The organism is Pantoea eucalypti (genome assembly GCF_009646115.1).
Taxonomy (GTDB): domain Bacteria; phylum Pseudomonadota; class Gammaproteobacteria; order Enterobacterales; family Enterobacteriaceae; genus Pantoea; species Pantoea eucalypti.
This window is the reverse complement of sequence record NZ_CP045720.1, coordinates 2185465-2210815: the sequence shown is the minus strand read 5'-3', so window position 1 is coordinate 2210815 and position 25351 is coordinate 2185465. Positions and strand designations below refer to the sequence as shown.

The 25351-nt window shown below is 55.8% G+C and carries 23 protein-coding genes; 5 read left to right on the top strand and 18 right to left on the bottom strand.

From position 1 onward, the window contains the following. Positions 1–14: 14 nt before the first annotated feature. Both gstA and dtpA read right to left on the bottom strand, forming a co-directional pair. A complete protein-coding gene (gene gstA / locus EE896_RS10210) occupies positions 15–620 on the bottom strand; it encodes a glutathione transferase GstA (RefSeq protein ID WP_003848994.1) in 606 nt (201 codons plus the stop codon). A 148-nt stretch (positions 621–768) separates the two neighbouring features. After that, the gene (dtpA, locus tag EE896_RS10205; protein WP_003848995.1) at positions 769–2271 is read right to left on the bottom strand and encodes a dipeptide/tripeptide permease DtpA; all 1503 of its coding nucleotides are present in this window, start codon (positions 2269–2271) and stop codon (positions 769–771) included. Positions 2272–2939: 668 nt separating this feature from the next. Here dtpA and EE896_RS10200 point away from each other — a divergent pair. Then, the gene (locus tag EE896_RS10200) at positions 2940–3635 is read left to right on the top strand and encodes a CTP synthase C-terminal region-related (seleno)protein (RefSeq protein WP_140915574.1); all 696 of its coding nucleotides are present in this window, start codon (positions 2940–2942) and stop codon (positions 3633–3635) included. A 39-nt stretch (positions 3636–3674) separates the two neighbouring features. Here EE896_RS10200 and EE896_RS10195 read toward each other — a convergent pair whose 3' ends face one another. The 13 genes from EE896_RS10195 to EE896_RS10135 all read right to left on the bottom strand — a co-directional run bounded on the left by EE896_RS10195 (position 3675) and on the right by EE896_RS10135 (position 15739). Then, entirely contained in the window at positions 3675–5018 is a 1344-nt protein-coding gene (locus EE896_RS10195; RefSeq protein ID WP_008926222.1) for an enolase C-terminal domain-like protein, read from the bottom strand. Continuing rightward, a complete protein-coding gene (locus EE896_RS10190) occupies positions 4996–6339 on the bottom strand; it encodes an MFS transporter (protein WP_003848999.1) in 1344 nt (447 codons plus the stop codon). Before EE896_RS10190 ends, EE896_RS10195 begins: the two co-directional genes overlap by 23 nt. A gap of 234 nt (positions 6340–6573) precedes the next feature. Continuing rightward, the gene (locus EE896_RS10185) at positions 6574–7293 is read right to left on the bottom strand and encodes an HPP family protein (RefSeq protein ID WP_033761549.1); all 720 of its coding nucleotides are present in this window, start codon (positions 7291–7293) and stop codon (positions 6574–6576) included. A 206-nt stretch (positions 7294–7499) separates the two neighbouring features. Then, a complete protein-coding gene (gene nth / locus EE896_RS10180; protein WP_003849001.1) occupies positions 7500–8132 on the bottom strand; it encodes an endonuclease III in 633 nt (210 codons plus the stop codon). Continuing rightward, entirely contained in the window at positions 8129–8833 is a 705-nt protein-coding gene (locus tag EE896_RS10175) for an electron transport complex subunit E (protein WP_078804367.1), read from the bottom strand. Before EE896_RS10175 ends, nth begins: the two co-directional genes overlap by 4 nt. Beyond that, positions 8826–9458, bottom strand: coding sequence for an electron transport complex subunit RsxG (rsxG, locus tag EE896_RS10170; protein ID WP_003849005.1), 633 nt, complete (start codon positions 9456–9458; stop codon positions 8826–8828). The genes EE896_RS10175 and rsxG overlap by 8 nt, the downstream gene beginning before the upstream one ends. Before the next feature lie 3 nt (positions 9459–9461). Then, complete coding sequence (gene rsxD / locus EE896_RS10165) at positions 9462–10520, bottom strand: electron transport complex subunit RsxD (RefSeq protein ID WP_039660307.1); 1059 nt, start codon at positions 10518–10520, stop codon at positions 9462–9464. Next, positions 10521–13223, bottom strand: coding sequence for an electron transport complex subunit RsxC (gene rsxC / locus EE896_RS10160; RefSeq protein ID WP_140915575.1), 2703 nt, complete (start codon positions 13221–13223; stop codon positions 10521–10523). It abuts the gene before it with no gap. Beyond that, positions 13216–13794 (bottom strand): electron transport complex subunit RsxB, encoded by a 579-nt coding sequence (gene rsxB, locus EE896_RS10155; protein ID WP_008926226.1) that lies wholly within the window; start codon positions 13792–13794, stop codon positions 13216–13218. Before rsxB ends, rsxC begins: the two co-directional genes overlap by 8 nt. Further along, positions 13794–14375 carry an electron transport complex subunit RsxA gene (gene rsxA / locus EE896_RS10150; protein ID WP_003853423.1) on the bottom strand — a complete coding sequence of 194 codons (582 nt, stop codon included), beginning with the start codon at positions 14373–14375 and terminating at the stop codon, positions 13794–13796. The genes rsxB and rsxA overlap by 1 nt, the downstream gene beginning before the upstream one ends. A gap of 123 nt (positions 14376–14498) precedes the next feature. Next, on the bottom strand, positions 14499–14942 hold the full coding sequence (locus EE896_RS10145) for a DUF2569 domain-containing protein (RefSeq protein ID WP_003853425.1): 444 nt from the start codon (positions 14940–14942) through the stop codon (positions 14499–14501). A gap of 110 nt (positions 14943–15052) precedes the next feature. After that, complete coding sequence (ydgT, locus tag EE896_RS10140; protein ID WP_003853427.1) at positions 15053–15268, bottom strand: transcription modulator YdgT; 216 nt, start codon at positions 15266–15268, stop codon at positions 15053–15055. Between the two features lie 291 nt (positions 15269–15559). Then, positions 15560–15739 (bottom strand): hypothetical protein, encoded by a 180-nt coding sequence (locus EE896_RS10135; protein ID WP_003853428.1) that lies wholly within the window; start codon positions 15737–15739, stop codon positions 15560–15562. 216 nt (positions 15740–15955) lie between these two features. Between EE896_RS10135 and ytfQ the strand changes: the two genes are divergently transcribed. The 4 genes from ytfQ to yjfF all read left to right on the top strand — a co-directional run bounded on the left by ytfQ (position 15956) and on the right by yjfF (position 20501). Continuing rightward, a complete protein-coding gene (ytfQ, locus tag EE896_RS10130) occupies positions 15956–16912 on the top strand; it encodes a galactofuranose ABC transporter, galactofuranose-binding protein YtfQ (RefSeq protein WP_008926228.1) in 957 nt (318 codons plus the stop codon). A 76-nt stretch (positions 16913–16988) separates the two neighbouring features. Beyond that, positions 16989–18509 (top strand): sugar ABC transporter ATP-binding protein, encoded by a 1521-nt coding sequence (locus tag EE896_RS10125; protein WP_078804369.1) that lies wholly within the window; start codon positions 16989–16991, stop codon positions 18507–18509. After that, positions 18502–19518: a galactofuranose ABC transporter, ATP-binding protein YtfT gene (gene ytfT / locus EE896_RS10120; RefSeq protein WP_008926230.1), complete on the top strand. Its 1017-nt coding sequence runs from the start codon at positions 18502–18504 to the stop codon at positions 19516–19518. The genes EE896_RS10125 and ytfT overlap by 8 nt, the downstream gene beginning before the upstream one ends. Beyond that, positions 19515–20501, top strand: a complete 987-nt coding sequence (yjfF, locus tag EE896_RS10115) for a galactofuranose ABC transporter, permease protein YjfF (RefSeq protein WP_003853433.1) — start codon at positions 19515–19517, stop codon at positions 20499–20501. Before ytfT ends, yjfF begins: the two co-directional genes overlap by 4 nt. Before the next feature lie 43 nt (positions 20502–20544). Here yjfF and EE896_RS10110 read toward each other — a convergent pair whose 3' ends face one another. From EE896_RS10110 to EE896_RS10100, 3 genes are all read right to left on the bottom strand, one after another. Continuing rightward, a complete protein-coding gene (locus EE896_RS10110) occupies positions 20545–21012 on the bottom strand; it encodes a GNAT family N-acetyltransferase (RefSeq protein WP_078804370.1) in 468 nt (155 codons plus the stop codon). Positions 21013–21600: 588 nt separating this feature from the next. Continuing rightward, entirely contained in the window at positions 21601–23100 is a 1500-nt protein-coding gene (araA, locus tag EE896_RS10105; protein WP_039660298.1) for an L-arabinose isomerase, read from the bottom strand. Positions 23101–23303: 203 nt separating this feature from the next. Beyond that, positions 23304–25007 carry a ribulokinase gene (locus tag EE896_RS10100; RefSeq protein ID WP_140915576.1) on the bottom strand — a complete coding sequence of 568 codons (1704 nt, stop codon included), beginning with the start codon at positions 25005–25007 and terminating at the stop codon, positions 23304–23306. Between the last annotated feature and the right edge of the window lie 344 nt (positions 25008–25351).

The following is a 25351-nucleotide window of genomic DNA, read 5'->3' as shown; positions in this document are numbered from 1 at the left end:
CCGGCCCTGTTCTCTCAGGCTAAGCCTTCCGCTTTCAGCGCCGCCTGCACCGCAGGACGTTCCGCGACACGATCAAACCATGCCCCAAGTGCCGTAAAGCCGGACAAATCCAGCCCCAGCGCTTTTGCCCAGCGCGTCACCACAAACAGATAAGCATCCGCGACGCTGAAATGCATCCCCATCAGCCACTGCCTGTCACGTAATGACTCATCGACATAGCGGAATTTCGCTTCCAGCTGGTTGCGGGTCTGCGCTTTCACCTCATCGGAGTATCCGGGGCGAAACAGCGGCCCAAAGCTTTTGTGCAGCTCGCTGCCGATGTAGCTCAGCCACTCCAGAGTGTGATAACGCGTCAGGCTGCCAACCGGCGCCAGAAGATGGCGATCGGGTTTGAGGTCTGCCAGATACTGTACAATCGCGGCGCCTTCCGTCAGCACGGTACCATCGCTGAGCTGCAGCGCGGGCACCTGACCTTTAGGGTTGATTTGGCGAAAATCGTCGCCCCGTTCGGTGAGTTTGGTTGCCAGATCAACATTCACCTGCGTGAAGTCCAGCCCGCATTCGCGCATAACAATGTGGGGAGAGAGAGAGCAGGCTCCTGCTTTGCAAAACAGTTTCATGACCATGTACTCCTTGTTGCAGTGGGATCACAGCATAGTAAAGACTCAGGATGGAATTACCAGTGATAAGGATCAGGGATCTGTTAAGGGGGAGTGTGAGGCATAAAAAAGCCGGGCAGAGCCCGGCTGATTTGTCACGTGGCAGCGATTACGCTTTCACATCGTTTGATCTGGCGTCGCTATCCTGCGCCTGTGTCATGCGGTTCAGCAACGGCGCCGTAATCAGCATCAGCAGAGCAATCACCGCCGTCACGATACCAATCTGCTGGAATACGCGACTGTAAGTTGCCAGCGAAATCAGCGGATCGGTTACGTTTTCAGGCACGGCCATCAGGTTTGCTACTTTACCTGCAATCACAGCTGCACCTGCCGTGGTCAGGAACCAGGAACCCATAATGAAGCCCATCAGGCGCTGTGGCACGAGCTGCGCGACCATCGCCAGGCCGAGGCCGGAGATCATCAGCTCACCAATACTCTGCAGCGCATAGCTCAGGATCAGCCAGTTTACAGAAACGATGCCTGCATCACTGGCGAACTTTGCACCCACCGGCAGCACCAGGAACGCAGCGGAGCAGAGCACCATACCAAAGGCAAACTTGTGCGGCATGGGCAGTTTATCGCCCAGCTTGTTATAGAGCGCCGCCAGCAGCGGACTGGCCAGCATGATCCAGAACGGGTTCAGTGCCTGGAACTGCTCTGGCGCAAACGTAATACCAAGAATGGTGTGTTCAACGTTACGGATAGCGAAGAAGTTGAGCGATGTTGGCATCTGCATATAGAGGACGAAGAACAGAATCGCTTCGACCATCAGCAGGAAGGCCACAATCATCTTACGACGCGCCGCGCCGTGCAGCGCAAAGGCTTCTTTGGCAAACACCAGCAAAATACCCAGCGCAATCACCGCCAGCACCAGTCGTGCAATAACCTGATGATGCAGCATCCAGTTGGCCAGCGCGATCAGCACAACGACGCCCATAAGAGTCATCAGCAGTTTACCGACCTGCAAAGGCGCAAAGTCTGGCTTAGAGCCGTAATCCTTGACCATATGTTTACAGAACAGGAAGTTAAACAGGGTAATAACCAGGCCAATGACGCACAGTGAGAAGGCGACGCTGTAGCCATATTTCGCGGCTAACCACGGTGTCAGCATCATCGAAAACAGGGAACCGATGTTGATCGACATATAGAACATGGTGAACGCACCGTCGAGACGCGGATCATCTTTGTCGTAACAGGTCGAGAGCAGCGAAGAGGGGTTTGCCTTGAACAGGCCGCTACCGACCGCGATGGTCGCCATGCCAATATAGACAATGCTGACGTTATGACCGGAGAACGCGACCAGCGCATAACCCAATGCAAGCACCAGCACGCCCAACACGATGACGCGTTTAGTGCCCAGCACTTTATCACCGAGCCAGCCGCCAATCGCGACCAGCCCATAAACCAGCGCACTGAATGAAGAGAACAGGGTAATGGAGTCTGATTCAGACAATCCCAGTTGCTTCACCAGGTAAACCGCCATAATGGCCTGCAGGCCATAGAATCCAAAACGTTCCCATAATTCGATCGAGAAGATTAAATAGAACGCCTTCGGCTGTTTAAACGCATTGAGACTGACAGCCTCATCAGTGTGTTTGTTTGCAGTTGACACATGTACCTCAGTTTTTTCACACCCTGTTTCGGGACAGGAATTAAGTCCGCGTCATGTGAGTTTTCCATGCGCAAGATTGTTATTAGAAGGGAAAAGCGGCGACTAATTTGGCTGATTACGGGCGTCAGGGCAAGAATTTTCTGGCAACCCGTTGAATCCAGGGATGTTGGGTTAAAAAACTTATAACAAATCGTTAATTGGTTTTAAATGTTGAAGCAGCAAAAAATATTAGTACAGATACTCTGAATGAGCACCTTGCACTAGCGAGTAATGATATTAACTGCTAAATCGAAGCTAACCAGATAAATCGGTTGTTGAATAATAATCAGACAGTGCTAATGACAGGTTACTGGCTGAATCACAGTCAATCTGACGAATTATCAGACATTACCTGCCCGGCACTGGCGAAAAAAGAGTCAAAAGGCGATCCGGCGCACAATCAGATGATTTATTTCAGAAAGCAAAAAAAGAAACCGATTGCGTCGTGAGATCGGGAGGGGAAGTGGAGGTCATGGGGCGGCCAGCAGGAAGTTAAAATGACCTCAGACCGCCGGTTAAAAACCGCGCAGTCATATTAAAATCTTATCAATACGCGGAAGCGCAATGTCACCCTCGACAGAAAATTAACATTACTGTAACCTCTCAATTTCTCCAGGAAGGATCTGTTCATGCCGTCTCCACTGCATTTATCTCTCGTCGGTGACTACCGCGCCGATGCGGTTGCCCATCAGGCTATCCCCCTTGCTATTGAACGTGCTTCACGTCGGCTAAATCTTATCGTTGAAACGAACTGGATCGCTACTGACCACCTCGAACAGACAGACCTGACGCGCAGTGATGCGGTCTGGGTTGTTCCTGGCAGTCCTTACCGCAACGATAATGGCGTATTTGAAACCCTACGCTGGGCGCGGGAGAGCGGTAAACCTTTCCTGGGTTCCTGTGGGGGATTCCAGTATGCGGTGATCGAGTATGCGCGCAACGTCCTGGGCTGGCACGATGCCCGTCATGCTGAAACGGATACCGGCGGACGGATGGTCATTGCCCCGCTGAGTTGCTCTTTGGTGGAGCAGCGTGGCAAGGTGAGGTTTGAAGCGGGTTCCCGTATTGCTCTGGCTTACGGGACGCTGGAGAGCGACGAGGGCTACCACTGTAACTTTGGCGTTAACCCGGAATTCAGTGACGCGCTGGGCGATAATACGCTGCGCATTACCGCCAGGGATGATGCCGGTGACGTTCGCGGCGTGGAGTTACCGGATCATCCTTTCTATGTGGCTACGCTGTTCCAGTCTGAGCGCGCGGCACTGCAGGAAAAAGACTCTCCGCTGGTGATTGCATGGATGCAGGCGGCACTGGCGCAACGCTAAACAAAGCCATCCTGTGACACTGTCACAGGATGGCGGTCATCAGCGCAACAGGGCCGGTCGTTTCGCGTTGAACGTCCAGTTATCAATCAGAAACTGCATGCCCAACGCGTCGTTTCGGTTTTTATCAGGTAGCGAATGGTAGAGTTCATGGGCAGCTTCGACCCGCGCCATGTCCAGGGTAATACCCAATCCTGGCCCCTCAGGCAGTTCCAGAAAGCCATCCCGAATCTGCGGCGCATGCTGCGTCAGCTGCTGACCATCCTGCCAGATCCAGTGGGTATCAAACGCAGTCAGTCTGTCGCCCGGTGCCGCGGCTCCCAGATGCGCCACCATTGCCAGTGATACATCAAAATGGTTGTTTGAGTGGCAGCCGGTTGTCAGGCCCCATTCATGGCACAACTGCGCCACGGTATGTGCATTACGCATCGTCCAGAAATGCGGGTCGGCCAGGGGGATGTCGATGGCATTAAGCTGTAAGGCATGCTGCAACTGTCGCCAGTCATTGGCGATCATATTGGTGGCGACCGGAATACCCGTGGCTCGCTTAAACTCCGCCAGCGTTTCCCTGCCGGAATAGCCCTGCTCCGCGCCGCAGGGATCTTCCAGATAGGGAATCCGGCCCGCCAGCTGTTTACCATAATAAATGGCCTCATCCAGCGACCAGCTGGCATTGGGATCAACCGTTACCCGTGCCTGAGGAAAACGTGTCAGCAGGGCGTTAACCGTTTCCACTTCCACTTCGGCATGATGAACGCCGCCCTTCAGTTTAAAATCCCGGAAGCCATAGCGATCGGCTGCCGCCTCCGCCAGCCGCACCACGCTATCCGCATCCATCGCTTTCTCATGACGCAGTTGCAGCCAGGCATCACCACCAGCGTGGCCCGCCTGATAGTCCATGCTGGTCAGGTTACGGTCGGCGATATAGAACAGATAGCCAAGTACTGGCACGCGATCGCGCTGCTTGCCGCTGGCAAGTAACTCGGCAACCGGCAGATTCAGGTGCTGGCCCAGCAGGTCAAGTAGCGCAGCTTCAATGGCTGCGGTGGCGTTGTAAAACTTCTCGGGATTCATCTGCGGAATATGAATGTCGTCGGTGTGCGCGGTCTGCTGGTGTCGTGCGTCGCTGGCAAACAGCGTCGCGACGGTGGCATTCAGCCGCAGCAGATCGCTGCCCTCAATCTGCGGACGAAAGCGCGCCAGCAGCGCCAGTGTTGAGGCGTGGCAGGGACTTTCGCCGACGCCGGTACGGCCAGCGGAATCGGTCAGGATCACCAGAATGCGGGTAAAATAGCAGTTGTGCGCGCCGCCAATGTTCAGCAGCATGCTGTCATATCCGGCGACAGGCACCACCCGCATTGTTTTAATGACTGGACTGTCTGACATTGTGATTCTCCATAGGATCAAGGGAAGGCGGGGAGGGCTTGCGGCGCAGCAGCAGCCACAGCCCGGTCAGCAGCGAGACGCTGGTCAGGGCATAGAGACCGCCGGTGGTGGAGCCTGTCTTCATCTCCAGATAGCCAAACACCGTCGGTGCGAAGAAGCCGCCAAGGTTGCCAACAGAGTTCACCAGCGCAATCCCAGGCGCAACAATTGAGGCAGGCAGTTCTCCCTGCGGCATCGGCCAGAAAAAGGTGGCGCTGACTTTCGAGCCGATACAGGCCACGATCATCGCCAGGAAGCCAAACCATGGAGAACCCAGCGTAGCCATAAAGGTGCCGCAGGCCGCGACCAGCATGGCGACGCCCAGCGCTTTATCGAGTTTGTCGCGGTGGCGGTCTGAAAAGCGACTCAGCAGGTTGATGGCAATAATGGCGCAAAGCCAGGGTACGGCGGTGAGAATGCCGATGCCAAAACTGCTGAAGCCCTGAATACGCTGAATAATCTGCGGTAGCCAGAACACCAGGGTATAGCCTGTCATGGTCATGGTGAAGAAGATCGCGCAGAAGAACAGCAGGCTGCGATTACGTAACAGCGACATTTTACCGGGCGCGCGGTTAAGCTCGTCACGCTGTGCCTCTTCACTATTCAGCTGCTGTATCAGGGCCTGTTTCTCCGCATCGCTCAGCCAGCGTGCGTCGCCGGGGCGTGACACCAGTACCCATGCGGCGAGAATACCGACCAGCACGGAAGCACCGCCTTCAAGAAACATCACCCATTTCCAGCCGGCAATGCCTGAAAAATCGTGCATCATCAGAATGGCGCCAGTGATTGGCCCGGAGAAGAGGAAGGCGCCCGCAGTTGCACTCAGCACCATCGCAGTGGCCCGGCCGCGCCAGGCATTCGGGACCCACTGACGGAAATAGAACAGTACGCCGGGAAAGAAACCTGCTTCAGCCACGCCGAGTAAAAAACGCAGCAGGTAAAACTGGATGGGTGAGGTGACGAAACCCGTCATGACCACCACCAGTCCCCAGGTAATCATAATGCGTGTCAGCCAGACGCGGGCGCCAAAGCGCTTCATCATCAGATTACTGGGAACTTCAAACAGCGCATAGCCGATAAAAAACAGGCCCGCACCCAGACCAAAAGCCGCCGCGCTGATCCCGGCATCGGTACGCAGTTCCGCCTTGATAAAGCCAATATTGGCGCGATCGATCTGGTTAATGATCAGCATCACCACCAGCATGGGGATGATATGGGTGAAGAATTTTTTGATGGCGGAGGCGATCAGCTCATCTTGCTGGGGGGACAAGGCGCTATCCATCGGTCTTCCTCGTAAGAAACGTAAAGAAGAGCAAAGTGTAGGGCGCGCAAAAGGGCAGCTCTATGGGCATTCGCCCAGGACCCGATGGGCGTCCGGCCTGGGTGGCTGTGTTATCAATATGTTATTGGATATGGCTGGCGCAGCGGCTAAGCAAAAGTGTGGCAGCGATCAATGTCGGCATCCCCGCCTCCGCAAGGAGAAAAGCGGAGGACCGACAGCCACAACAGGCAGGTTTCAGCCGTTAACCTGACGGCGTCCGGCAATCTCTTCGGCTCGCAGCAGCAATTCCTGCAGATCGTCTTCATCAATATCCAGCAGTTCACCGCCCTGTAAAGCCTGATGCAGATCGGCGCGCGTCAGCGAGACCGGCATCGCGATCGGCTCCGGTTTAACCTCCTGCGGCGCCAGTGGGTGGGGATAGCGGCGACCGGCCAGATTATTAAACAGCAATGCAAGCAGCGCCAGTGTCAGTGAGTTAAGCATGATCGGCGTAAGGACAAACTGATAACCCAGTTGCTCCACGGAAGGTCCGCCCAGAATAGCGGTTAGCGCGACTGCGCCGCCGGGTGGATGCAGACAGCGCAGTTGAAACATCAACAGGATCGCCACGCAGGCCGCGACGCCGCAGGCAATCGCCGGATCGGGGATGAGCTGGCTGACGGTGACGCCCGCCAGCGCGGACAGGGTGTTGCCGCCGACGATGGCCCACGGCTGCGCCAGCGGACTGGCGGGCAGACCAAAGAGTAAAACGGCCGAAGCACCCACCGGGGCAACAAACCACAGATTCAGCTCCCCCAGCATCCAGTGACTCAGCAGACTGGTGAGTACCAGGCCAATGCCCGCACCCAGTCCGGCAATCACCACATGCTTTTTACTTACTGTCAGCGGATGTGGCCAGAATCGTGCCAGAAACAGGCGCAGCGGATGTCTCTCCGCAGAAGAACCTTTGATCATTACTTTACTCACCGTGTCATAACATTTTCTTATCGTCAGGGGCGGCGATTTTCCATCATCAACCTCAATGTAACAACCCGACAAACAGTGGAGGTATTCAGACGAGCCAGAGCGTGCGGCGAAAAGGGGGAACCGGACTGGAAAGAAGGTTACAGAGGGTTCAACCAGACAATAAAAAACCCGCCGCAGCGGGTTAGTCAGGCGAATCACTCGACTTTGTCGGGATACTCGCAGAGGTCTTCAATCAGGCATGAGCCGCAACGGGGCTTGCGCGCCACGCAGGTGTAACGGCCATGCAGAATCAGCCAGTGGTGGCAGTCAACTTTATAGGCAGCCGGAACCACCTTCAGCAGCTTCTGCTCCACCTCTTCCACATTCTTACCCGGCGCAAATTTTGTCCGGTTGCTGACGCGGAAGATGTGAGTATCAACGGCAATTGTCGGCCAGCCAAAGGCGGTATTCAGCACTACATTGGCCGTTTTACGGCCAACACCAGGCAGGGCTTCCAGCGCCGCACGATCTTCCGGCACTTCTCCGTTGTGCTGCTCAAGCAGAATGCGACAGGTCTTAATCACATTTTCCGCTTTGCTGTTAAACAGGCCGATAGTCTTGATGTATTCCTTTACGCCATCCACGCCTAGCGCCAGCATCGCGGCAGGCGTATTCGCCACCGGATAGAGCTTTGCGGTGGCTTTGTTGACGCTGACATCGGTCGCCTGCGCCGACAGCAGTACCGCAATCAGCAGCTCAAACGGCGAGCTGAAGTTCAGCTCGGTGGTGGGATGCGGATTGTTCTGCTGCAGGCGATGAAGAATCTCGGTGCGTTTAGTCTGGTTCACACCGGCTTCCCGACGGCGTTCTGAGGTGCCGTGTTTTCAGCAGCCTGAGCACGCAGGGCAGCCCGCTGTTTCATCTTCTGATCGATCAGGTATTTACCCGCCAGCATCATGCCGAGGCCGATAAACGCGCCAGGCGGCAGCATTGCCAGCAGCATCGGTGAATCGAAATGGACCACTTCGATACGCAGCGATTTCGCCCATGGGCCGAGCAGCTGATCGGCGCCGTTAAACAGTGTGCCACTGCCGATAATTTCACGCAGCGAACCCAGCACTACCATGGCGCAGGTCGCGCCCATGCCGATGGCAAAACCATCCAGCGCGGCAAGCGGGATGCTGCTTTTAGAGGCGACCGCTTCAGCGCGACCAACCACAATGCAGTTGGTGACAATGAGTGGGATAAAAATCCCCAGCGACTGATAGAGACCATAGGCGTAGGCGTTGATCAGCATCTGCACGCAGCTCACCACGGAGGCGATGATCATCACATAAATCGGGATACGAATTTCAGACGGCACCCAACGGCGCGAGGCCGAAATAAAACTGTTGGTCAGGGTCAGCACCAGCGTGGTGGCCAGCCCTAAACCCAGCGCATTCGTTGCCGTCGCCGTAACCGCCAGCAGTGGGCACAGGCCCAGCAGCTGCACCAGTGCCGAGTTGTTTTTCCACAGTCCACCCACCAGCAGACTTTTAGCTTCACTCATTTGCGTCTCCACATGCCGGTAACGAAGAGAGTTTCTCCGGAAGCGTTTTCATCAACAGCGCGGTGCGTTTGGTCGCATTGACCACCGCGCGTGGGGTAATGGTGGCGCCGGTGAACTGATCGAAGTCGCCGCCATCTTTCTTAACCGCAAACGCTTTATCCGCCGGACCATGAACCACTTTGCCATTAAAGCTGTTGATCCAGTCAGAAATGCGTAATTCAATCTTATCGCCCAGACCAGGCGTCTCATGGTGTTCGATCACCCGCACGCCCAGTACTTTACCCTGGAAATCAGCACCGACCAGCATCTGTATCGCACCAGAGTAGCCGTCAGGCGCAGTTGTCTCCAGTGCGGCAGCGACCGGCTGGCCGCCTTTACGCGCCAGGAAGAGATGGTGCGGGGCGCTATTCCCCAGTGCAGCATCTGTGACAACGTAACAATCCTGCTGAATATTGTTGTCATAAAGGTCTTCAGGCACCACCTGATCCAGCAAATTTTTCTGCTGAAGCAGGGTCTGATGCTCCACTGTCGGTTTAGTGACCGTATTAACTACTGCAGTAGCAGCCGTGGTAATTGCGGCGAAAATCGCCAGCGTCACACCATTTTTGCGAATCGTCTCCAGCATCGCTTAATCCTTCTGATGGCCGTAAACGCGCGGCTGGGTGTAGTAATCGATGAGCGGCACGCAGATGTTTGCCAACAGCACAGCAAATGCCACGCCATCAGGATAGCCGCCAAAGCTGCGAATCAGCCAGACCAGCAATCCAATCAGCGCACCATAGATCAGGCGACCCCGATTGGTGGTGGAGGCGGTCACCGGATCGGTGGCAATAAAGAACGCCCCCAGCATGGTGGCACCGGAGAACAGGTGAATCAGCGGACTGTTGAGTGATTCCGGTGAGAAGAACCAGCCCAGCGTGGCGCAGAACGCCAGTGACAGCAGCATGGCTGCAGGGATATGCCAGCGAATCGCACTTTTCCACAGCAGGAACAGGCCGCCCACCAGATATCCGACATTGACCCACTGCCAGCCCAGGCCCGCCAGCACGCCGCTGTAGATCGGCTGGGCCAGCAAATGCTCTGCGCTGTGACCGGCGCGTAAACCGGTTTTAAAGGTATCAAGCGGCGTCGCCTGGCTGATGCCATCCACTCCCATCTGCAACTGCTGCATGGTTTCGCCCGCCAGCGTATGGCCACTGAACACCATGCTAAGACTGTCCATCAGCCCCGGTTTGATCGCCTGAAGGGTGTCAGGCGGCAGCCAGCTGGTCATTTGCACCGGGAAGGAGATCAGCAGCACCACATAGCCGACCATCGCCGGGTTAAACGGGTTCTGTCCCAGACCGCCATAAAGCTGTTTAGCAATGACCACAGCAAACAGCGTACCGATCACCACCAGCCACCAGGGCGCCAGCGGGGGCAGGCTGATACCAATCAGCACAGCAGTCAGTAACGCAGAGTTATCCGCCAGGGTGCTGCCAACGGGCGCTTTACGCAGCCGCAGAATGGCCGCCTCGGTCAGCCAGGCGGTGAGCGTCGCAAGCAGGACCTGCAAAAAGGTGCCGTAACCAAAGAAATAACATTGTGCAGCAAAACCAGGCACTGCAGCCAGCACCACCAGCAGCATGATGTTGCCTGTGCTGCGGCGGTTATGGGTGTAAGGAGAACTTGCGATACGAAAAGCCATTTAATCCTCAAGCGTCTTATACGACTGCGCTTTACGCGCTTTGGCACGGGCGATGGCGGCAGCAATAGCGGCCTTGCGCGCATCATCGGGTTGATTCAGTTCAGGTGCCTGTTCAGGTTCAGCATTCGCATTGTTTGCCTGCTCCTGCGCCTCTTCCGCTTTCTCCACCGCAAAATGCGCGGCAGTAGCGACTGCTGCGGCATCGCGTGAAGCTGTCTCCGCGTCATTTTCAGCCTGCGCGGCTTTCTTCGCTTTGACACGGGCAATGGCGGCCTGCACCGCAGCTTTACGCGGATCGGTTTCAGCAGCGGCGTCTGGCGCGGCTTCAGTAACGCTCGCCGCGTCAGCCGGAGTCGTCGCATCCACGCCTTCAGCCTGTGCGGCTTTCTTCGCTTTGGCGCGGGCAATGGCGGCCTGCACCGCAGCTTTGCGCGGGTCAGTTTCGGCAGCGGCGCCTGGCGCGGCTTCAGACTCGCTCGCCGTGTCAGCCGGCGTCGCCGCATCCGCGCCTTCAGCCTGTGCGGCTTTCTTCGCTTTGGCGCGGGCAATCGCGGCCTGTACCGCAGCTTTACGCGGGTCGGTTTCGGCAGCGGCGTCTGGCGCGGCTTCAGAAACGCTCGCCGTGTCAGCCGGAGCCGCGGCTTCAGCCTGCGCGGCTTTCTTCGCTTTGGCGCGGGCAATCGCGGCCTGCACCGCAGCTTTGCGCGGGTCGGTTTCGGCAGCGGCGTCTGGCGCGACTTCACTAACGTTCGCCGTGTCAGCCGGAGTCGCGGCTTCAGCCTGCGCGGCTTTCTTCGCTTTGGCGCGGGCAATGGCGGCCTGCACCGCAGCTTTGCGCGGGTCAGTTTCAGCAGCGGCGTCTGGCGCGGCGTCAGAAACGTTCGCCGTGTCAGCCGGAGCCGCGGCTTCAGCCTGTGCAGCTTTCTTCGCCTTAGCGCGGGCTACCGCCGCTTCGACAGCGGCTTTGCGCGGATCGACGCTGGCTTCAGCCACGGTCTCCACCGCATCAACCGGTGACACTTTCTTCACCTTAGCTCGGGCAATGGCCGCTTCAACCGCGGCTTTGCGCGGATCGACAGTCTGACGCGTTACTGGTTGGGTTTCCGCCTGAGCCTCGGCCTGACGCAGACGCGCCTGCGCATGACGGGCTTCACGTTGCGCTTCAAGCGTCGCTTCATCCGGTTCAGCGGCCTGGCGGGCTTTCACCCGCGCTTTCGCAGCCGCCAGCTCACTGGTATCGGTACGGGCTACACGCTGTTTTGCCTCCTCATGACGCGCTTCACGGGCCTGTTTCTCGCGCTCCAGCCTTGCCTGACGGGCTTCGAAGCGAGCTTTGGCTTCCAGCGTGCGTTTCGCTTCCAGATCGATGGCGCGCAGCTCCGCTTTTTCCTGGCGATAATATTGCACCAGCGGAATATTGCTCGGGCAGACATAGGCGCAGGCGCCACATTCAATACAGTCATCAATGTGGTGTGAGCGCGCTTTATCATGATCGCCGCCCTGGCTGAACCAGTAAAGCTGCTGAGGCAGCAGCTTAGCCGGACAGGCATCGGCGCAGGCGGAACAGCGAATGCAGGACTGCTCTTCATCGTTGTTACCCATCTCACTGGGAGAGGGGGCGAGAATACAGTTGGTGATCTTCACCACCGGCACATCCAGCGACGGCAGGGTAAAGCCCATCAGCGGGCCGCCCATGATCACCATCTGACGCGGTGCTGGTGTAAAACCGACATGGTGCAAGAGATGGCTGATTGGGGTGCCGAGACGACTCCAGACGTTACGCGGCTGGGCAATTGACTCGCCAGTCAGCGTCACGACACGTTCGGTAATCGGCTCACCATTAATTATGGCGCGTTTAACCGCCCAGGCGGTGCCAACGTTTTGCATCAGCACACCGATATCGGTGGAACGTCCGCCGTGTGGCACTTCCATGCCGGTCAGAATACGGGTCAGCTGCTTTGCGCCGCCAGAAGGGTATTTAGTCGGGATGACGCGAATGTGCAGATCGCGTTCGTTACCCAATGCCTGTTTCAGCGCGGCAATCGCCTCTGGTTTATTATCTTCAATACCAATCAAAACCCGCTCAGCCTGCAACACCCATGCGAGAATGCGACTGCCTTCCAGCACTTCGGCGGCGTAATCCTGCATCAGACGATCGTCCGCGGTGATGTAGGGCTCGCACTCGGCCGCATTAATAATCAGGGTTTTCACCCCGCGCAGGCCGCCTTTGAGTTTGGTGGCGGTAGGGAAGCCCGCGCCACCCAGGCCCGCAACGCCGGCGTCGTGAATACGTTGCACAATGTCGGCGCGCGGATGCTGACGGTAGTCAGGCAGAGGATCAAGCGGTATCCAGCGGTCGTCGCCGTCGGGCGTCAGAAAAATACACAGTTCTGACAAACCCGAAGGATGCGCGGTCATATGCTGACCAATATCATCAATGACACCAGAAGTGGGTGCATGGACCGGCAGCATACGGCCCGTGCCAAACGTCAGGGGCTGACCGCGCAACACCTTGTCGCCAGGTGCAACGCAGATCTCACCTTCATGTCCGATATGCTGTTTCAGCGGGATAATAAAACGGTGTGGCAACGGCAGTTCGCTGAGTGGCGTACCGTTAGACTGGGTTTTCATTTCCGGCGGATGAATACCGCCCTGAAAATCCCAGACCTTCTCTTTTTTCAGGAAGTTAAACAGATTAAGCATGAGTATCTACCGGAATCACCCGTACAGGAATGGTATTCAAATCCCACTTCCAGTTAGCTGGTGTGGTGGCAACCGGACGCATTTCAATACAGTCTGTCGGGCAGGGTGCGACGCAGAGATCGCAGCCGGTACAGACATCGCTCAGCACGGTGTGCATGGCGCGGGTTGCCCCGACAATCGCATCCACCGGACAGGCCTGAATACATTTGGTGCAGCCAATACAGTTGGCTTCGTCAATAAACGCCACCGTGCGCACCGGCTCTTTCGCTGATTCATCGCCATCAATCGGCTGCGGATCAACGTTAAGCAGCGCAGCCAGTTTGAGCATGGTCTGCTCGCCGCCTGGCGCGCATTTATTGATCGCTTCGCCGTTGTTGCCGACCGCATCCGCATAGGGACGGCAGCCTGGATAGCCACACTGACCACACTGGCTCTGCGGCAGAATGGCATCAATCTGCTCAACGATAGGATCTTCTTCGACTTCAAAGCGGCGCGAGGCGTAACCCAGCAGCGCGCCGAACACCAGGCTCAGCGCACTTAATACGGCAACAGCAATCCAGATCGCGGTCATCAGAATTTCACCAGACCGCTGAAGCCCATAAATGCCAGCGCCATCAGGCCCGCAGTGATCAGGGCGATGGAGTTGCCTTTGAACGGGGCCGGAACATTCGCCAGCACCAGGCGCTCACGCATACCGGCGAACAGGACCATCACCAGCGAAAAGCCGATGGAAGCACTGAAACCATACAGCGCAGCCTGCATAAAGGTGTGGTTGAGGTTAACACTCAGCAGCGGCACGCCCAGCACCGCACAGTTGGTGGTAATTAGCGGCAGAAAAATACCCAGCAGGCGATAGAGCGACGGGCTGGTCTTACGTACTACCATCTCGGTGAACTGCACGACAACAGCGATCACCAGGATATACGCCATGGTGCGCAGATAGACCAGATCCAGCGGCAGCAGGATCAGATGATTGACCAGCCAGGCGCAGATCGACGCCAGCGTGATGACGAATGTCGTGGCGAGGCCCATGCCAATTGCCGTTTCCAGTTTTTTGGAAACGCCCATAAAAGGACAAAGGCCGAGAAACTTCACTAATACGAAGTTATTCACCAGCACGGTGCCAACAAAGAGAAGCAGATAATCGGTCATTTTTTCGCCTGGGAGCCAGAAAGCGGCTTATTATCATTGATAGCGCGACGTATCTCAACACCCGCGCCACCCGCAAGGCGGCAGACCGCACTCAGTATTAAATTCCTGACACAACTCACCGCGTTACGGCGCGATAAAGGTCTTTTTTACCCGTTCTGAGCGTTTGAAATAGGGCACAAACACCGCCGCGGCCAGCAGCGACAGCAGTAATGTCTGAAGGGCTCGGCTATCAGCGACGGGTGTGAAAGCAAAGGTTTTCAGCGCCAGTAGCACGGTAATCAGCAGCCAGAGCAGATAATGGCGCGGCAGGCGTCGGGAGCGCTTCAGGAACAGCCAGCTGATCCAAAGACTATAGGCCCAGACCGCCACGGCGGTAAGCAGGGAAATGGCCCAGTATGAGAAGAGGGTGCTGCCGTGAGAAAACAGCGCCACACGCCACGCCGGATTAAACAGGGGAGTCAGATACATCGCCAGCACCAGAACGGTGGTTAACAGGGTCATTATCAGCCAGGCCAGAGGCAGCAAAAGCCAGCCACCAATGCGCGGCGCAGCAACCTGTTCATTCATCGTAGTTATTCCTGTCTCGGAGAGTCAAAGCGCAGCAGAATAACATGTCCAGAGAGGCACGCCCATCCGGACAACGTCAGCAGTAAACGAAGCGATAAATCAGTGAGAAATCAGACCACGTAGCGCCACACCGTTTTTGGTACGCAGCCCAGATCATATAACCGTCCGCCAGAGACCAGTTCAGCGCGTCGATGGTCGGCAGCCCGGTACATATTGATAATTTCCAGATCATTGGTCAGGGAGTAATTAAGATGATCGAAAAGCTTTTCCAGACTGTCTGAATTATTTACTTTGCGGAATTTAAGCAGGTAATCGTGCGCAGTCATCATTGCCATAATAGATAGAAGTAACAAAGGAGTGCTCAGTATAGGGGGCGGGCTTGGTCTGTCCAGATCTTGCAGGTGAAAAAAGCCGAAAATCAGACAAAATCACCTTATTAGTCACTAAAAGTCCATATTCCTCGTTCTGACTATGCACGATGTTGGTAACTCAGCGCCTTAGTTTACTACGTCAGCCTGACTGGTTCGGGTTACTGCGGCAATTAAACGTTAAAAATAAGCAGCACAATATTATTTTTTATTCCATTTGACCCTGACAGCACATGAATACCTTATTTATTACACTTTAACCGCAGGAAATTTAACCGTTAAATAACGAATGCCATAGAAACGTTTCGCGCCTGATTCGTCTTCACCATCGATTGTGCGGACAATCACAAATCCCATTTTTTGTTCACCGCAAACCGGATAACCCGTTTTGTACGCCTGCCTGTAATCGTTTCCAGTGGCATTAAACATAAGCGATTCTGTTTATTACATTTATTTAACCGGCATTGTAATTTTACTCAGCGATTTTATCCATAATACCCCTGTTGGAAAACTGCTCGCTCTGCACGTAACTCCTTTAAATTGCTCTGTTTTGTGAAGTGTGTCGCCATTATGCACGCTTTTTTAGTCCAGTCTAAGCAGGCTCTCTACCCTAAACAGCAAACGCCTTTCAGAGGATTAAAAACTATGTGGAAACGTTTACTTCTGACCACGCTGGTCAGCGCCGCGTTAACCGGCCCGGTACTCGCTGCTGATATGACGGTCGGCTTCTCGCAGGTCGGTTCAGAATCTGGCTGGCGCTCAGCGGAAACTAACGTAGCTAAAAGCGAAGCCAAAAAACGCGGAATCACCCTGAAAATCGCCGACGGACAGCAGAAACAAGAGAATCAGATCAAAGCCGTGCGTTCGTTCATTGCTCAGGGCGTTGATGCCATCTTTATCGCGCCTGTGGTACAGACCGGCTGGGAGCCGGTACTGGAAGAAGCCAAAGATGCCAAAATACCGGTTTACCTGCTGGATCGCGCCATCGTGGTGAAAGACAAATCGCTCTATCAGGCGGTGGTGACAGCTGACAACGTGCTGGAAGGCAAGCTGATTGGCGACTGGCTGGTAAAAACCGTAGGCGACAAAAAATGTAACGTGGTCGAACTGCAGGGCACGGTCGGTGCCAGCGTGGCAATCGACCGCAAGAAAGGCTTTGCCGAGGCAATCAGCAACCACCCTAACATTAAAGTGATCCGTTCTCAGTCCGGTGACTTTACCCGCAGTAAAGGTAAAGAGGTGATGGAGAGCTTTATCAAGGCGGAAAACAACGGCAAAAACATCTGCATGGTTTACGCGCATAACGATGACATGGCGATCGGTGCCATTCAGGCCATTAAGGAAGCCGGCCTGAAACCGGGCAAAGATATTCTGACTGGCTCAATTGATGGCGTACCGGATATCTACAAAGCGATGCTGGCGGGTGAGGCTAACGCCAACGTGGAACTGACGCCAAATATGGCGGGTCCGGCGTTTGATGCGCTGGAAAAATTCAAAAAAGATGGCACGCTGCCGCCAAAAGTGATCAAGACCGAATCGAAGCTGTTCCTGCCTGCTGATGCACAGGCGGAGCTGGATAAGAAAAACGGTATGGGTTACTGATTCACCGACCCGTCAAAGACCAGCCGCAGACCGCCCTCCGGGGCGGTTTTTCATGACGTAAGGCGGAGTGAGCAGAATGACCACGCAAAATGAAACACCGCTGCTATCCATCAGCGGCATTAGCAAAGGTTTTCCCGGCGTCAAAGCGCTGAATAATGTTTCCTTTGATATACGCAAAGGGGAGATCATGGCGCTGCTGGGCGAGAACGGTGCCGGTAAATCCACGCTGATTAAAGTGCTGACCGGTGTTTACAGCCGCGACGCCGGCACCATTACCCTGAACGGCGAGCCGATTACACCGCACAATACGGCGCAGGCGCAGGAGATGGGTATCGGCACCGTTTATCAGGAAGTGAATATGCTGCCGAACATGTCGGTGGCAGATAACCTCTATATAGGGCGTGAGCCGCGTCGTTTTGGCATGATTGACCGTCGCCGCATGGTGCGTGATGCCGATGCGCTGATGCGGAATTACGGTTTTTCCCTTGATGTCACGCGTCCGCTGGGCCACTACTCGGTGGCAATGCAGCAGATTATTGCCATCTGTCGCGCGGTCGACCTTTCTGCTCAGGTGTTGATCCTCGACGAGCCAACAGCCAGTCTGGATGCCAGTGAAGTCGAGATGCTGTTTACCCTGATGGCGCAGTTAAAAGCCAAAGGGATGAGCCTGATTTTTGTGACCCATTTTCTTGACCAGGTGTACCGAATTACTGACCGGATTACCGTGCTGCGTAACGGGCAATTTATCGCGACTCGTGAGACCGCCACGCTGCCACAGATTGAACTGATTAAGCTGATGTTAGGACGTGAACTGCTTGAGACGGCGTTACAGCGTCAGGGCAGCACGCTGCGCAGCAATCAGCCGGTGGTGTCATTTGAAGATTACGGCAGAAAGGGCACCATTGAGCCTTTTAACCTGGCCGTGCGTCCCGGTGAGGTGGTGGGACTGGCGGGTCTGCTGGGCTCAGGCCGCACCGAAACCGCAGAAGTGTTGTTTGGTATTCGTCGCGCCGATCGTGGAACCGCGACGATCAAAGGTAAAGTGCAGCGTATTACCAACCCGGCGAAAGCCTCACAGCTTGGCATGGGGTTTTGCCCGGAAGATCGTAAGACAGACGGGATTATTGGCGCGGCCTCCGTGCGCGAAAATATTATTCTGGCATTGCAGGCGCAGCGCGGCTGGTTACGGCCCATTAAAAAACGCGAGCAGCAGGCGATTGCCGATCGTTTCATCAAAAGTCTGGGCATTCGCACGCCGCACGCTGAGCAGCCGGTAGAGCTGTTATCGGGTGGCAATCAGCAGAAGGTGTTGCTGTCGCGCTGGCTGGTGACCAAACCGCAGTTTTTGATCCTCGACGAGCCGACACGCGGTATTGATGTGGGTGCGCACGCCGAGATTATCCGTTTAATCGAATCCCTTTGCGCCGATGGTCTGGCGCTGCTGGTGATCTCCTCTGAACTCGAAGAGCTGGTCGGTTATGCCGATCGGGTGCTGATCATGCGCGATCTGAAGCAGGTGGCAGAAATTCCGCTGGAGCAGCTTTCGGTGGCGTCGATCGTGAATGCTATCGCGGACGGAGGGGCAAAACATGCTTGAGTCACCTATGACATCTGAAAAAACGCCTCGTCGTAAGCTGAAACTCCCGCCGGGGATGCCGCAAATCGCCGCGCTGCTGTTGGTGCTGTTAATCGACAGTCTGGTGGCCAATAACTTTTTTGCAGTGCATCTGCAGGATGGCCGTCTGTTCGGCAGTCCGATCGATATTCTTAACCGTGCGGCACCGGTTGCCCTGCTGGCGATAGGGATGACGCTGGTGATCGCGACTGGCGGCATCGATCTTTCCGTAGGGGCGGTGATGGCGATAGCGGGCGCAACGGCCGCCACACTGACCGTCGCCGGGCACGGTGTGCCGTTTATTATTCTCTGCACGCTGGCAACCGGTTTAGCCTGTGGTTTGTGGAACGGGGTGCTGGTGGCGCTGCTGCGTATTCAACCATTTGTTGCGACGCTGATTCTGATGGTTGCCGGGCGCGGTATTGCTCAGCTGATTACCCAGGGGCAGATTGTGACGTTCGACAGTGACAGTCTTGGCTGGTTTGGTAACGGCTCGCTGTGGATGTTGCCGGTGCCGGTCTGGATCACGCTGGTGGTCGCGCTGGCCGTCTGGCTGCTGACGCGCAAAACCGCGCTGGGTCTGTTTATCGAAGCGGTGGGGATTAACCTGCGCGCTGCCCGCAATGCGGGTGTGACGGGCTGGCTGGTGGTGATGTCCACCTACGCGATCAGTGGCGTCTGTGCGGCAGTGGCTGGGCTCATCGTCGCGGCGGATATTCGCGGTGCAGATGCCAATAACGCCGGTTTGTGGCTGGAACTGGACGCGATTCTCGCCGTGGTGATAGGCGGCGCGTCCCTGATGGGTGGCCGTTTTAATCTGGTGCTGTCGCTGATTGGTGCGCTGATTATTCAGTCGATGAATACCGGGATTCTGCTCTCCGGCTTCCCGCCTGAGCTGAATCAGGTGGTGAAAGCGGTGGTGGTGATGTGCGTGTTGTTACTGCAGTCACCGCGATTTATTGCGATGTTAAAACGGAGGCGTCCGACATGATTAAACGTCATCTTCCGCTGATGATTACCTTGCTGGTGTTTGTGGCGGGTTATCTGTTTTGTCTGAGTCAGTTTCCGGGCTTTGCTTCTACCCGGGTAATTTGCAATATCCTGACCGATAACGCGTTCCTTGGCATTATCGCCGTCGGCATGACTTTTGTGATTTTATCAGGCGGTATCGATTTGTCGGTCGGCGCAGTGATTGCTTTTACTGGTGTGTTTCTGGCGCGGGCAATTGGTGATTTCCATGTCGATCCGCTGCTGGCCTTTGCGTTGATTCTGTCAATGGGCGCGCTGTTTGGTGCCATGATGGGCTGGCTGATCGATGCGCTTAAGATCCCGGCGTTTATTATTACGCTGGCAGGAATGTTTTTCCTGCGTGGCTGTTCTTATCTGGTGTCTGAGAACTCGATTCCTATTGATCATCCGCTTTATACCATGCTTTCCAGTCTGGCGTGGAAAGTGCCGGGTGGTGGGCGTCTGAGCCTGCTGGCCGTGATTATGCTGGTGGTGGTGATTGGCGGGATTATTCTGGCGCACCGCACGCGCTTTGGTAATCGGGTTTATGCTATTGGCGGGAATCTGACCTCCGCTCAGCTGATGGGTGTTTCAACCCGTGCGACCACCATTAAGATTTATATGCTTTCCACCACGCTGGCGACGCTGGCTGGCATCGTGTTCTCGATCTATACCTCGGCAGGTTATGCGCTGGCCGGGTTGGGTGTGGAGCTGGATGCGATTGCATCGGTGGTGATTGGCGGCACGTTGTTGTCGGGTGGTGTCGGTACGGTGCTGGGTACGCTGTTTGGTGTGTTGATTCAGGGGCTGATTCAGACGTGGATTAATTTTGACGGCACGCTGAGTTCGTGGTGGACCAAGATCGCCATCGGGATTCTGCTGTTTGCGTTTATCGCGCTGCAGCGGTTACTGACGGTGATCTGGGATCGTCAGCAGAACGCACCGGTTAAACGCATCCCAACCTGAGTATTGCGTATCCCGGTTAATGGCGGCTCTCAGGAGCCGCCTTTTACTGCGCCAGATGCAGGACCATCACCGTGACTTCTTCTCCCGCTATGTGCCGCTGTTCCACCGCCTGCCATCCTGAACGCTGATAGTACGCCTGCTGATCGGGAGTATAGAGCCAGAGTTCACTAATTCGCTTTTGTCTGGCCCGCGCAATTACCTGCTGGATCAACGCTTTTGCTACGCCCTGACCGCGAAATTTTTTGTCCGTCACCACTTCACCCATCCAGTATTCTCTTGCCGGGATGTCGTCCAGTTCATAGCGGATGACGCTACAGGTCGCGATGACCGTTTCGCCATCCGGCGTGGCAACAAGGGTAAATTCCGCCGAGCCTGTCTGGTTCCTTTGGTGTAAATGCGCAAGGATGGTGGGTTGATGTGACCAGGCTGGATGATGTGACCATTCAGCGTGCAGCAGTTGTGCTGTTTGTCTGGCGTAGTCGGGATGTTGGTTCAGATCGACAACTTGCATGGCGCTGGTTACCTTCGTTTTGTCAGTCTACAAGCAATACAGGCTGGTGGGGGAAAGTGCAAGATGATGAAAGAGTTGAGTTTTAGCAAAGAGACCGGTGCTCTCATGTATTACCGGGAAAACAATCGCTATTGAATGTTGATGCAAGGTCAGGAAATGACTGCCTGATCGCAAAGGATTCCCGCATCCATGCGGATCGGCCGCGCCATCCCCGGCGCGGACGCTTTGCTCTTCAGGCATACCATTCCTTCCCGGTTGGGCTTGATCATTGCTGTAATGGACAGTGCGAGATTGAAAGAATGGAGTGCACAGTTGCAGCGAAATGGGACTTTCGCAGTAAGGGCTTTTATTACATGCTGAGCTTTTGAATATTCGCAAAAATGCAAAATTAAGGAGGGGATGGCGGGCAGTGGAGTAAAGCGTCCGCCGCAGGGACGCGGCGGCCGAGCCTACAGGGATGTATTTACGGCGACTTTACGGAACGCCCGCCATTCCCGACTGAATAACACGAACCTGCAAACAAACGGCGCTTTATCGATCCTGAATTGATTTCTTTTCAGAACCCCTAAAGCGCCGCTTAATCACTCATTAACGTTTCAGACGGTAGTACGCTTCATTCCAGCGAAGCGCATCTTTAAACGCAGGCAAGGTGGTGTGCTCATCAATCACCAGCACTTCGATATCGTTCATCTCACCGTACAGATACATATCCTCCAGCGTCAGCGCCTGGCTGAACACCGTATGGTGTGCACCGCCGCCCAGAATCCATGCTTCAGAGGCGGTCGCCAGTGATGGCTGCGCTTTCCACAGCGCGCGCGCAACCGGCAACTTCGGCAGCGGTTTCGGCTGTTCGATAGCATCCACCACGTTAACCAGCAGACGGAAACGGTCGCCCATATCAATCACGCTGGCGTTAACCGCACGGCCCGCTGGGGTGGAGAAAATCATACGCGCTGGATCGGCTTTATCACCAATGCCCAGGAACTGCACATCGATTAAGGGTTTCTCTTCAATGGCAATTGACGGGCAGACTTCCAGCATGTGCGAGCCAAGCACTAAATCGTTGCCTGGTGAGAAGTGATAGGTGTAATCCTCCATAAAGGAGGTGCCACCTTTGCGGTCACCGGCCAGCACTTTGAAAATGCGCAGCAGGGCAGCGGTTTTCCAGTCGCCTTCGCCGGCGAAGCCATAACCCTGACCCATCAGACGCTGAACCGCCAGACCGGGCAACTGCGTCATGCCGTGCAGCGTCTGGAAGTTAGTAGTAAAGGCGTGGCAGCCTTCTGCTTCCAGAAAACGCTTCAGACCGAGTTCGATGCGTGCAGCATCCAGCACGTTCTGACGTTTCTCACCGCCAGATGCGGCGACATCGGTAAAGCGATAAAGACTTTCATATTCGTCGATCAGCGCATTCACGTCGCCATCGCTGACGCCATTGATCACCTCAACCAGATCGCCAACGCCCCAGCCATTCACTGAATAGCCGAACTGAATCTGCGCGGCGACTTTATCGCCTTCGGTTACGGCCACTTCACGCATGTTGTCGCCAAAGCGAGCGACTTTCAGCTGCTGGCTGGCCTGTTTAGCCAGTGCTGCACGCATCCAGTTGCCCAGGCGCTGCTGGCTGGCGCTGTCTTTCCAGTGACCGGTCACCACGCTGTGTTGCAGACCCATGCGCGCGCCGATGAAACCGAACTCACGGCCGCCATGTGCGGTCTGGTTCAGGTTCATAAAGTCCATGTCCATGCTGTCCCACGGGATCTCGGCATTGAACTGGGTATGGAATTGCAGCAGCGGCTTATTCAGTACGCTCAGGCCGCCGATCCACATTTTGGCCGGGGAGAAAGTGTGCAGCCAGGTAATGATCCCAACGCACTGCTTGTCATAATTAGCATCGCGACACAGGGCCAGCGCTTCATCCGGTGACTTCACCAGCGGTTTCAGCTCCAGACGCAGTGGTAAACCGGCCTGATTTAAACCCTCGACGACCTGACGTGCATTCTGTTCAACCTGGCGTAACGTTTCCGCCCCATAGAGATGCTGCGTGCCGATAACAAACCACACGCTGTAATTGTTTGACTGTTCCATAAAACCACTCCTTCACTTAGCGCCTACCTGATAGGCTATTTTATTTGTCATTCCGAACCTGGGCAGCGCTCACACAGGCTGCTTTAGCAACCTGAACGCCCGTCAGAGCGGCCCTGAAGGGGCGAGCGCAGCGAGTAATCCTCACGTACGCCCTCTACGCTCCGGTAGCTCCGCACTGTCCGTGTCCAGACTGCCTGCAACAATTACGCCTGTTGGGAGAGGCTCGTCGCGGAAGCGGGGCGGGCGGCGTATTGCGGTTCAGCCGTCACGCACCATTGTTGATAGCGTTGATACAGTTGTTGATAGCGGGCAACGCGCGCCGGATCGGGCTGCAGCGTCTCGGCAATCGGACTGGCCATGACCTGCTGAGCATCCGGGACGCTGGCGTGAACACCTGCGGCAACGGCGGCGAAAATGGCCGCACCCAATGCACAGCACTCGTCAGAGGCGACGATATCCAGTGGCCGGTTCATCACATCGCAGCAGGCCTGCATAATCGCCGGAGATTTTCGCGCGATGCCGCCAAGGGTCAGAATGCTCCCGACCGGGATCTGCTGCTGCTCGAAGCACTCCATAATGGCGCGCGCGCCAAACGCGGTTGCTGCGACCAGACCACCAAACAATGCAGGGGCATCAGTGCCCAGATTCAGGTCGGTAATCACCCCTTTCAGACGCTGATTTGCATTCGGTGTGCGGCGCCCGTTAAACCAGTCCAGTACCACCGGCAGGTGATCGAGCTGCGGATTGGCAGCCCAGGCCTCGGTTAAATCCTTAATCAGCGTTTTTTGCATCTCAGCCAGCTGAGGCTTCAGTTCCGGATGCTGCTGCGCCGCCAGCTGTAATGGCCAGCCCAGCAAACGGCTGAACCAGGCGTAGATATCACCAAAGGCAGACTGACCCGCCTCCAGTCCGATAGCGCCAGGTACCACGCTGCCATCAACCTGACCGCAGATGCCTTTGATATCGCGATCGCCGACCTTTTCTGCGTCAGCAATCAGAATGTCGCAGGTTGAGGTGCCGATGACTTTTACCAGCGTATAAGGTTTAGCTCCGCCGCCGACCGCGCCCATGTGACAGTCAAACGCGCCACCGGAAAGTGTCACGGTCTGCGTCAGACCAAGACGCTGCGCCCATTCCGGGCTGAGGGTGCCCACCGGCATATCAGCGGTCCAGGTGTCAGTAAACAGCGGGGAGTCGAGCTGCTGCGTTAACAGCGGGTCGAGCGCATTCAGGAAATCGACATCGGGCAGGCCGCTCCAGTCGCCGTGCCACAACGCTTTATGCCCGGCGGCGCAACGGCCGCGACGCAGCTTATCTGGTGCGGTGGTGCCGCTTAACAGGGCGGGCACCCAGTCGCACAGCTCCACCCAGGAGACGGCGGCTTCGCGCACAGCCGAATCTTCACGCGACACGTGCAGAATCTTCGCCCAGAACCACTCCGAAGAATAAATGCCGCCGATATAGCGGCTGTAATCCTGGAAGCGGCCACTGTGGCAAAGCTGATTAATCTCTTCCGCTTCTTCTATGGCCGTGTGATCTTTCCACAACACGAACATCGCGTTGGGGTTCTCAGCGAACTCCGGACGCAGCGCCAGCACGTTGCCGTCGCGGTCAATAGGCGCCGGGGTAGAACCGGTGCTGTCAACGCCAATGCCGACCACGGCGTTGCGCTGATCTTCACTCAGTGCATTCAGAACGCCGAGCAGCGCCTGCTCCATAGCGTCAATATAATCCTGTGGATGGTGGCGAAAACGGTTGGTGTGCGGATCGCTGTATAAGCCCTGTTGCCAGCGCGGATAGCTGAACACCGCACTCTGCAGCTCTTTGCCGCTATGACAATCCACGGCCAGCGCACGCACCGAATCACTACCAAAGTCCAGCCCAAGGGTGATGGCTCCAGCACGCATCGGAATCTCCTGTAGTTAGTTAACGCCTTTATCCTGGGTTCGGTGCGCCAAATCAGTTAGTCATGGCTGGCTGACAATATGCACTTTTCTGTCATCGGCAGTGATTTTGTGATCCATTGCATAAGTTAAGGACCGGTTAAATTTGCTGAATATATGGATGATTTTGCCGTGATTTTAAGATGTGATACCGCTCTACATTTTTCTTCGCTAATACCGCTAAAACTAGCCCAGCGTCTGGACACTCTGTCAGCACATGCCAGCCTAACGCACTGATTTATGGCTGTACCCACAAAACAAAACTTACTGGTAGCGTTTACACCGATTCGTTATTAGCAGCGAAAAAT

Coding starts and splice junctions, on each gene's coding strand:
- gstA (WP_003848994.1), bottom strand. CDS start 620: ATGAAACTGTTTTGCAAAGCAGGAGCCTGCTCTCTCTCTCCCCACATT.
- EE896_RS10200 (WP_140915574.1), top strand. CDS start 2,940: ATGCCGTCTCCACTGCATTTATCTCTCGTCGGTGACTACCGCGCCGAT.
- EE896_RS10195 (WP_008926222.1), bottom strand. CDS start 5,018: ATGTCAGACAGTCCAGTCATTAAAACAATGCGGGTGGTGCCTGTCGCC.
- EE896_RS10190 (WP_003848999.1), bottom strand. CDS start 6,339: ATGGATAGCGCCTTGTCCCCCCAGCAAGATGAGCTGATCGCCTCCGCC.
- EE896_RS10185 (WP_033761549.1), bottom strand. CDS start 7,293: ATGATCAAAGGTTCTTCTGCGGAGAGACATCCGCTGCGCCTGTTTCTG.
- EE896_RS10175 (WP_078804367.1), bottom strand. CDS start 8,833: ATGAGTGAAGCTAAAAGTCTGCTGGTGGGTGGACTGTGGAAAAACAAC.
- rsxG (WP_003849005.1), bottom strand. CDS start 9,458: ATGCTGGAGACGATTCGCAAAAATGGTGTGACGCTGGCGATTTTCGCC.
- rsxD (WP_039660307.1), bottom strand. CDS start 10,520: ATGGCTTTTCGTATCGCAAGTTCTCCTTACACCCATAACCGCCGCAGC.
- rsxC (WP_140915575.1), bottom strand. CDS start 13,223: ATGCTTAATCTGTTTAACTTCCTGAAAAAAGAGAAGGTCTGGGATTTT.
- rsxB (WP_008926226.1), bottom strand. CDS start 13,794: ATGACCGCGATCTGGATTGCTGTTGCCGTATTAAGTGCGCTGAGCCTG.
- rsxA (WP_003853423.1), bottom strand. CDS start 14,375: ATGACCGATTATCTGCTTCTCTTTGTTGGCACCGTGCTGGTGAATAAC.
- EE896_RS10145 (WP_003853425.1), bottom strand. CDS start 14,942: ATGAATGAACAGGTTGCTGCGCCGCGCATTGGTGGCTGGCTTTTGCTG.
- ydgT (WP_003853427.1), bottom strand. CDS start 15,268: ATGACTGCGCACGATTACCTGCTTAAATTCCGCAAAGTAAATAATTCA.
- EE896_RS10135 (WP_003853428.1), bottom strand. CDS start 15,739: ATGTTTAATGCCACTGGAAACGATTACAGGCAGGCGTACAAAACGGGT.
- ytfQ (WP_008926228.1), top strand. CDS start 15,956: ATGTGGAAACGTTTACTTCTGACCACGCTGGTCAGCGCCGCGTTAACC.
- EE896_RS10125 (WP_078804369.1), top strand. CDS start 16,989: ATGACCACGCAAAATGAAACACCGCTGCTATCCATCAGCGGCATTAGC.
- ytfT (WP_008926230.1), top strand. CDS start 18,502: ATGCTTGAGTCACCTATGACATCTGAAAAAACGCCTCGTCGTAAGCTG.
- yjfF (WP_003853433.1), top strand. CDS start 19,515: ATGATTAAACGTCATCTTCCGCTGATGATTACCTTGCTGGTGTTTGTG.
- EE896_RS10110 (WP_078804370.1), bottom strand. CDS start 21,012: ATGCAAGTTGTCGATCTGAACCAACATCCCGACTACGCCAGACAAACA.
- araA (WP_039660298.1), bottom strand. CDS start 23,100: ATGGAACAGTCAAACAATTACAGCGTGTGGTTTGTTATCGGCACGCAG.
- EE896_RS10100 (WP_140915576.1), bottom strand. CDS start 25,007: ATGCGTGCTGGAGCCATCACCCTTGGGCTGGACTTTGGTAGTGATTCG.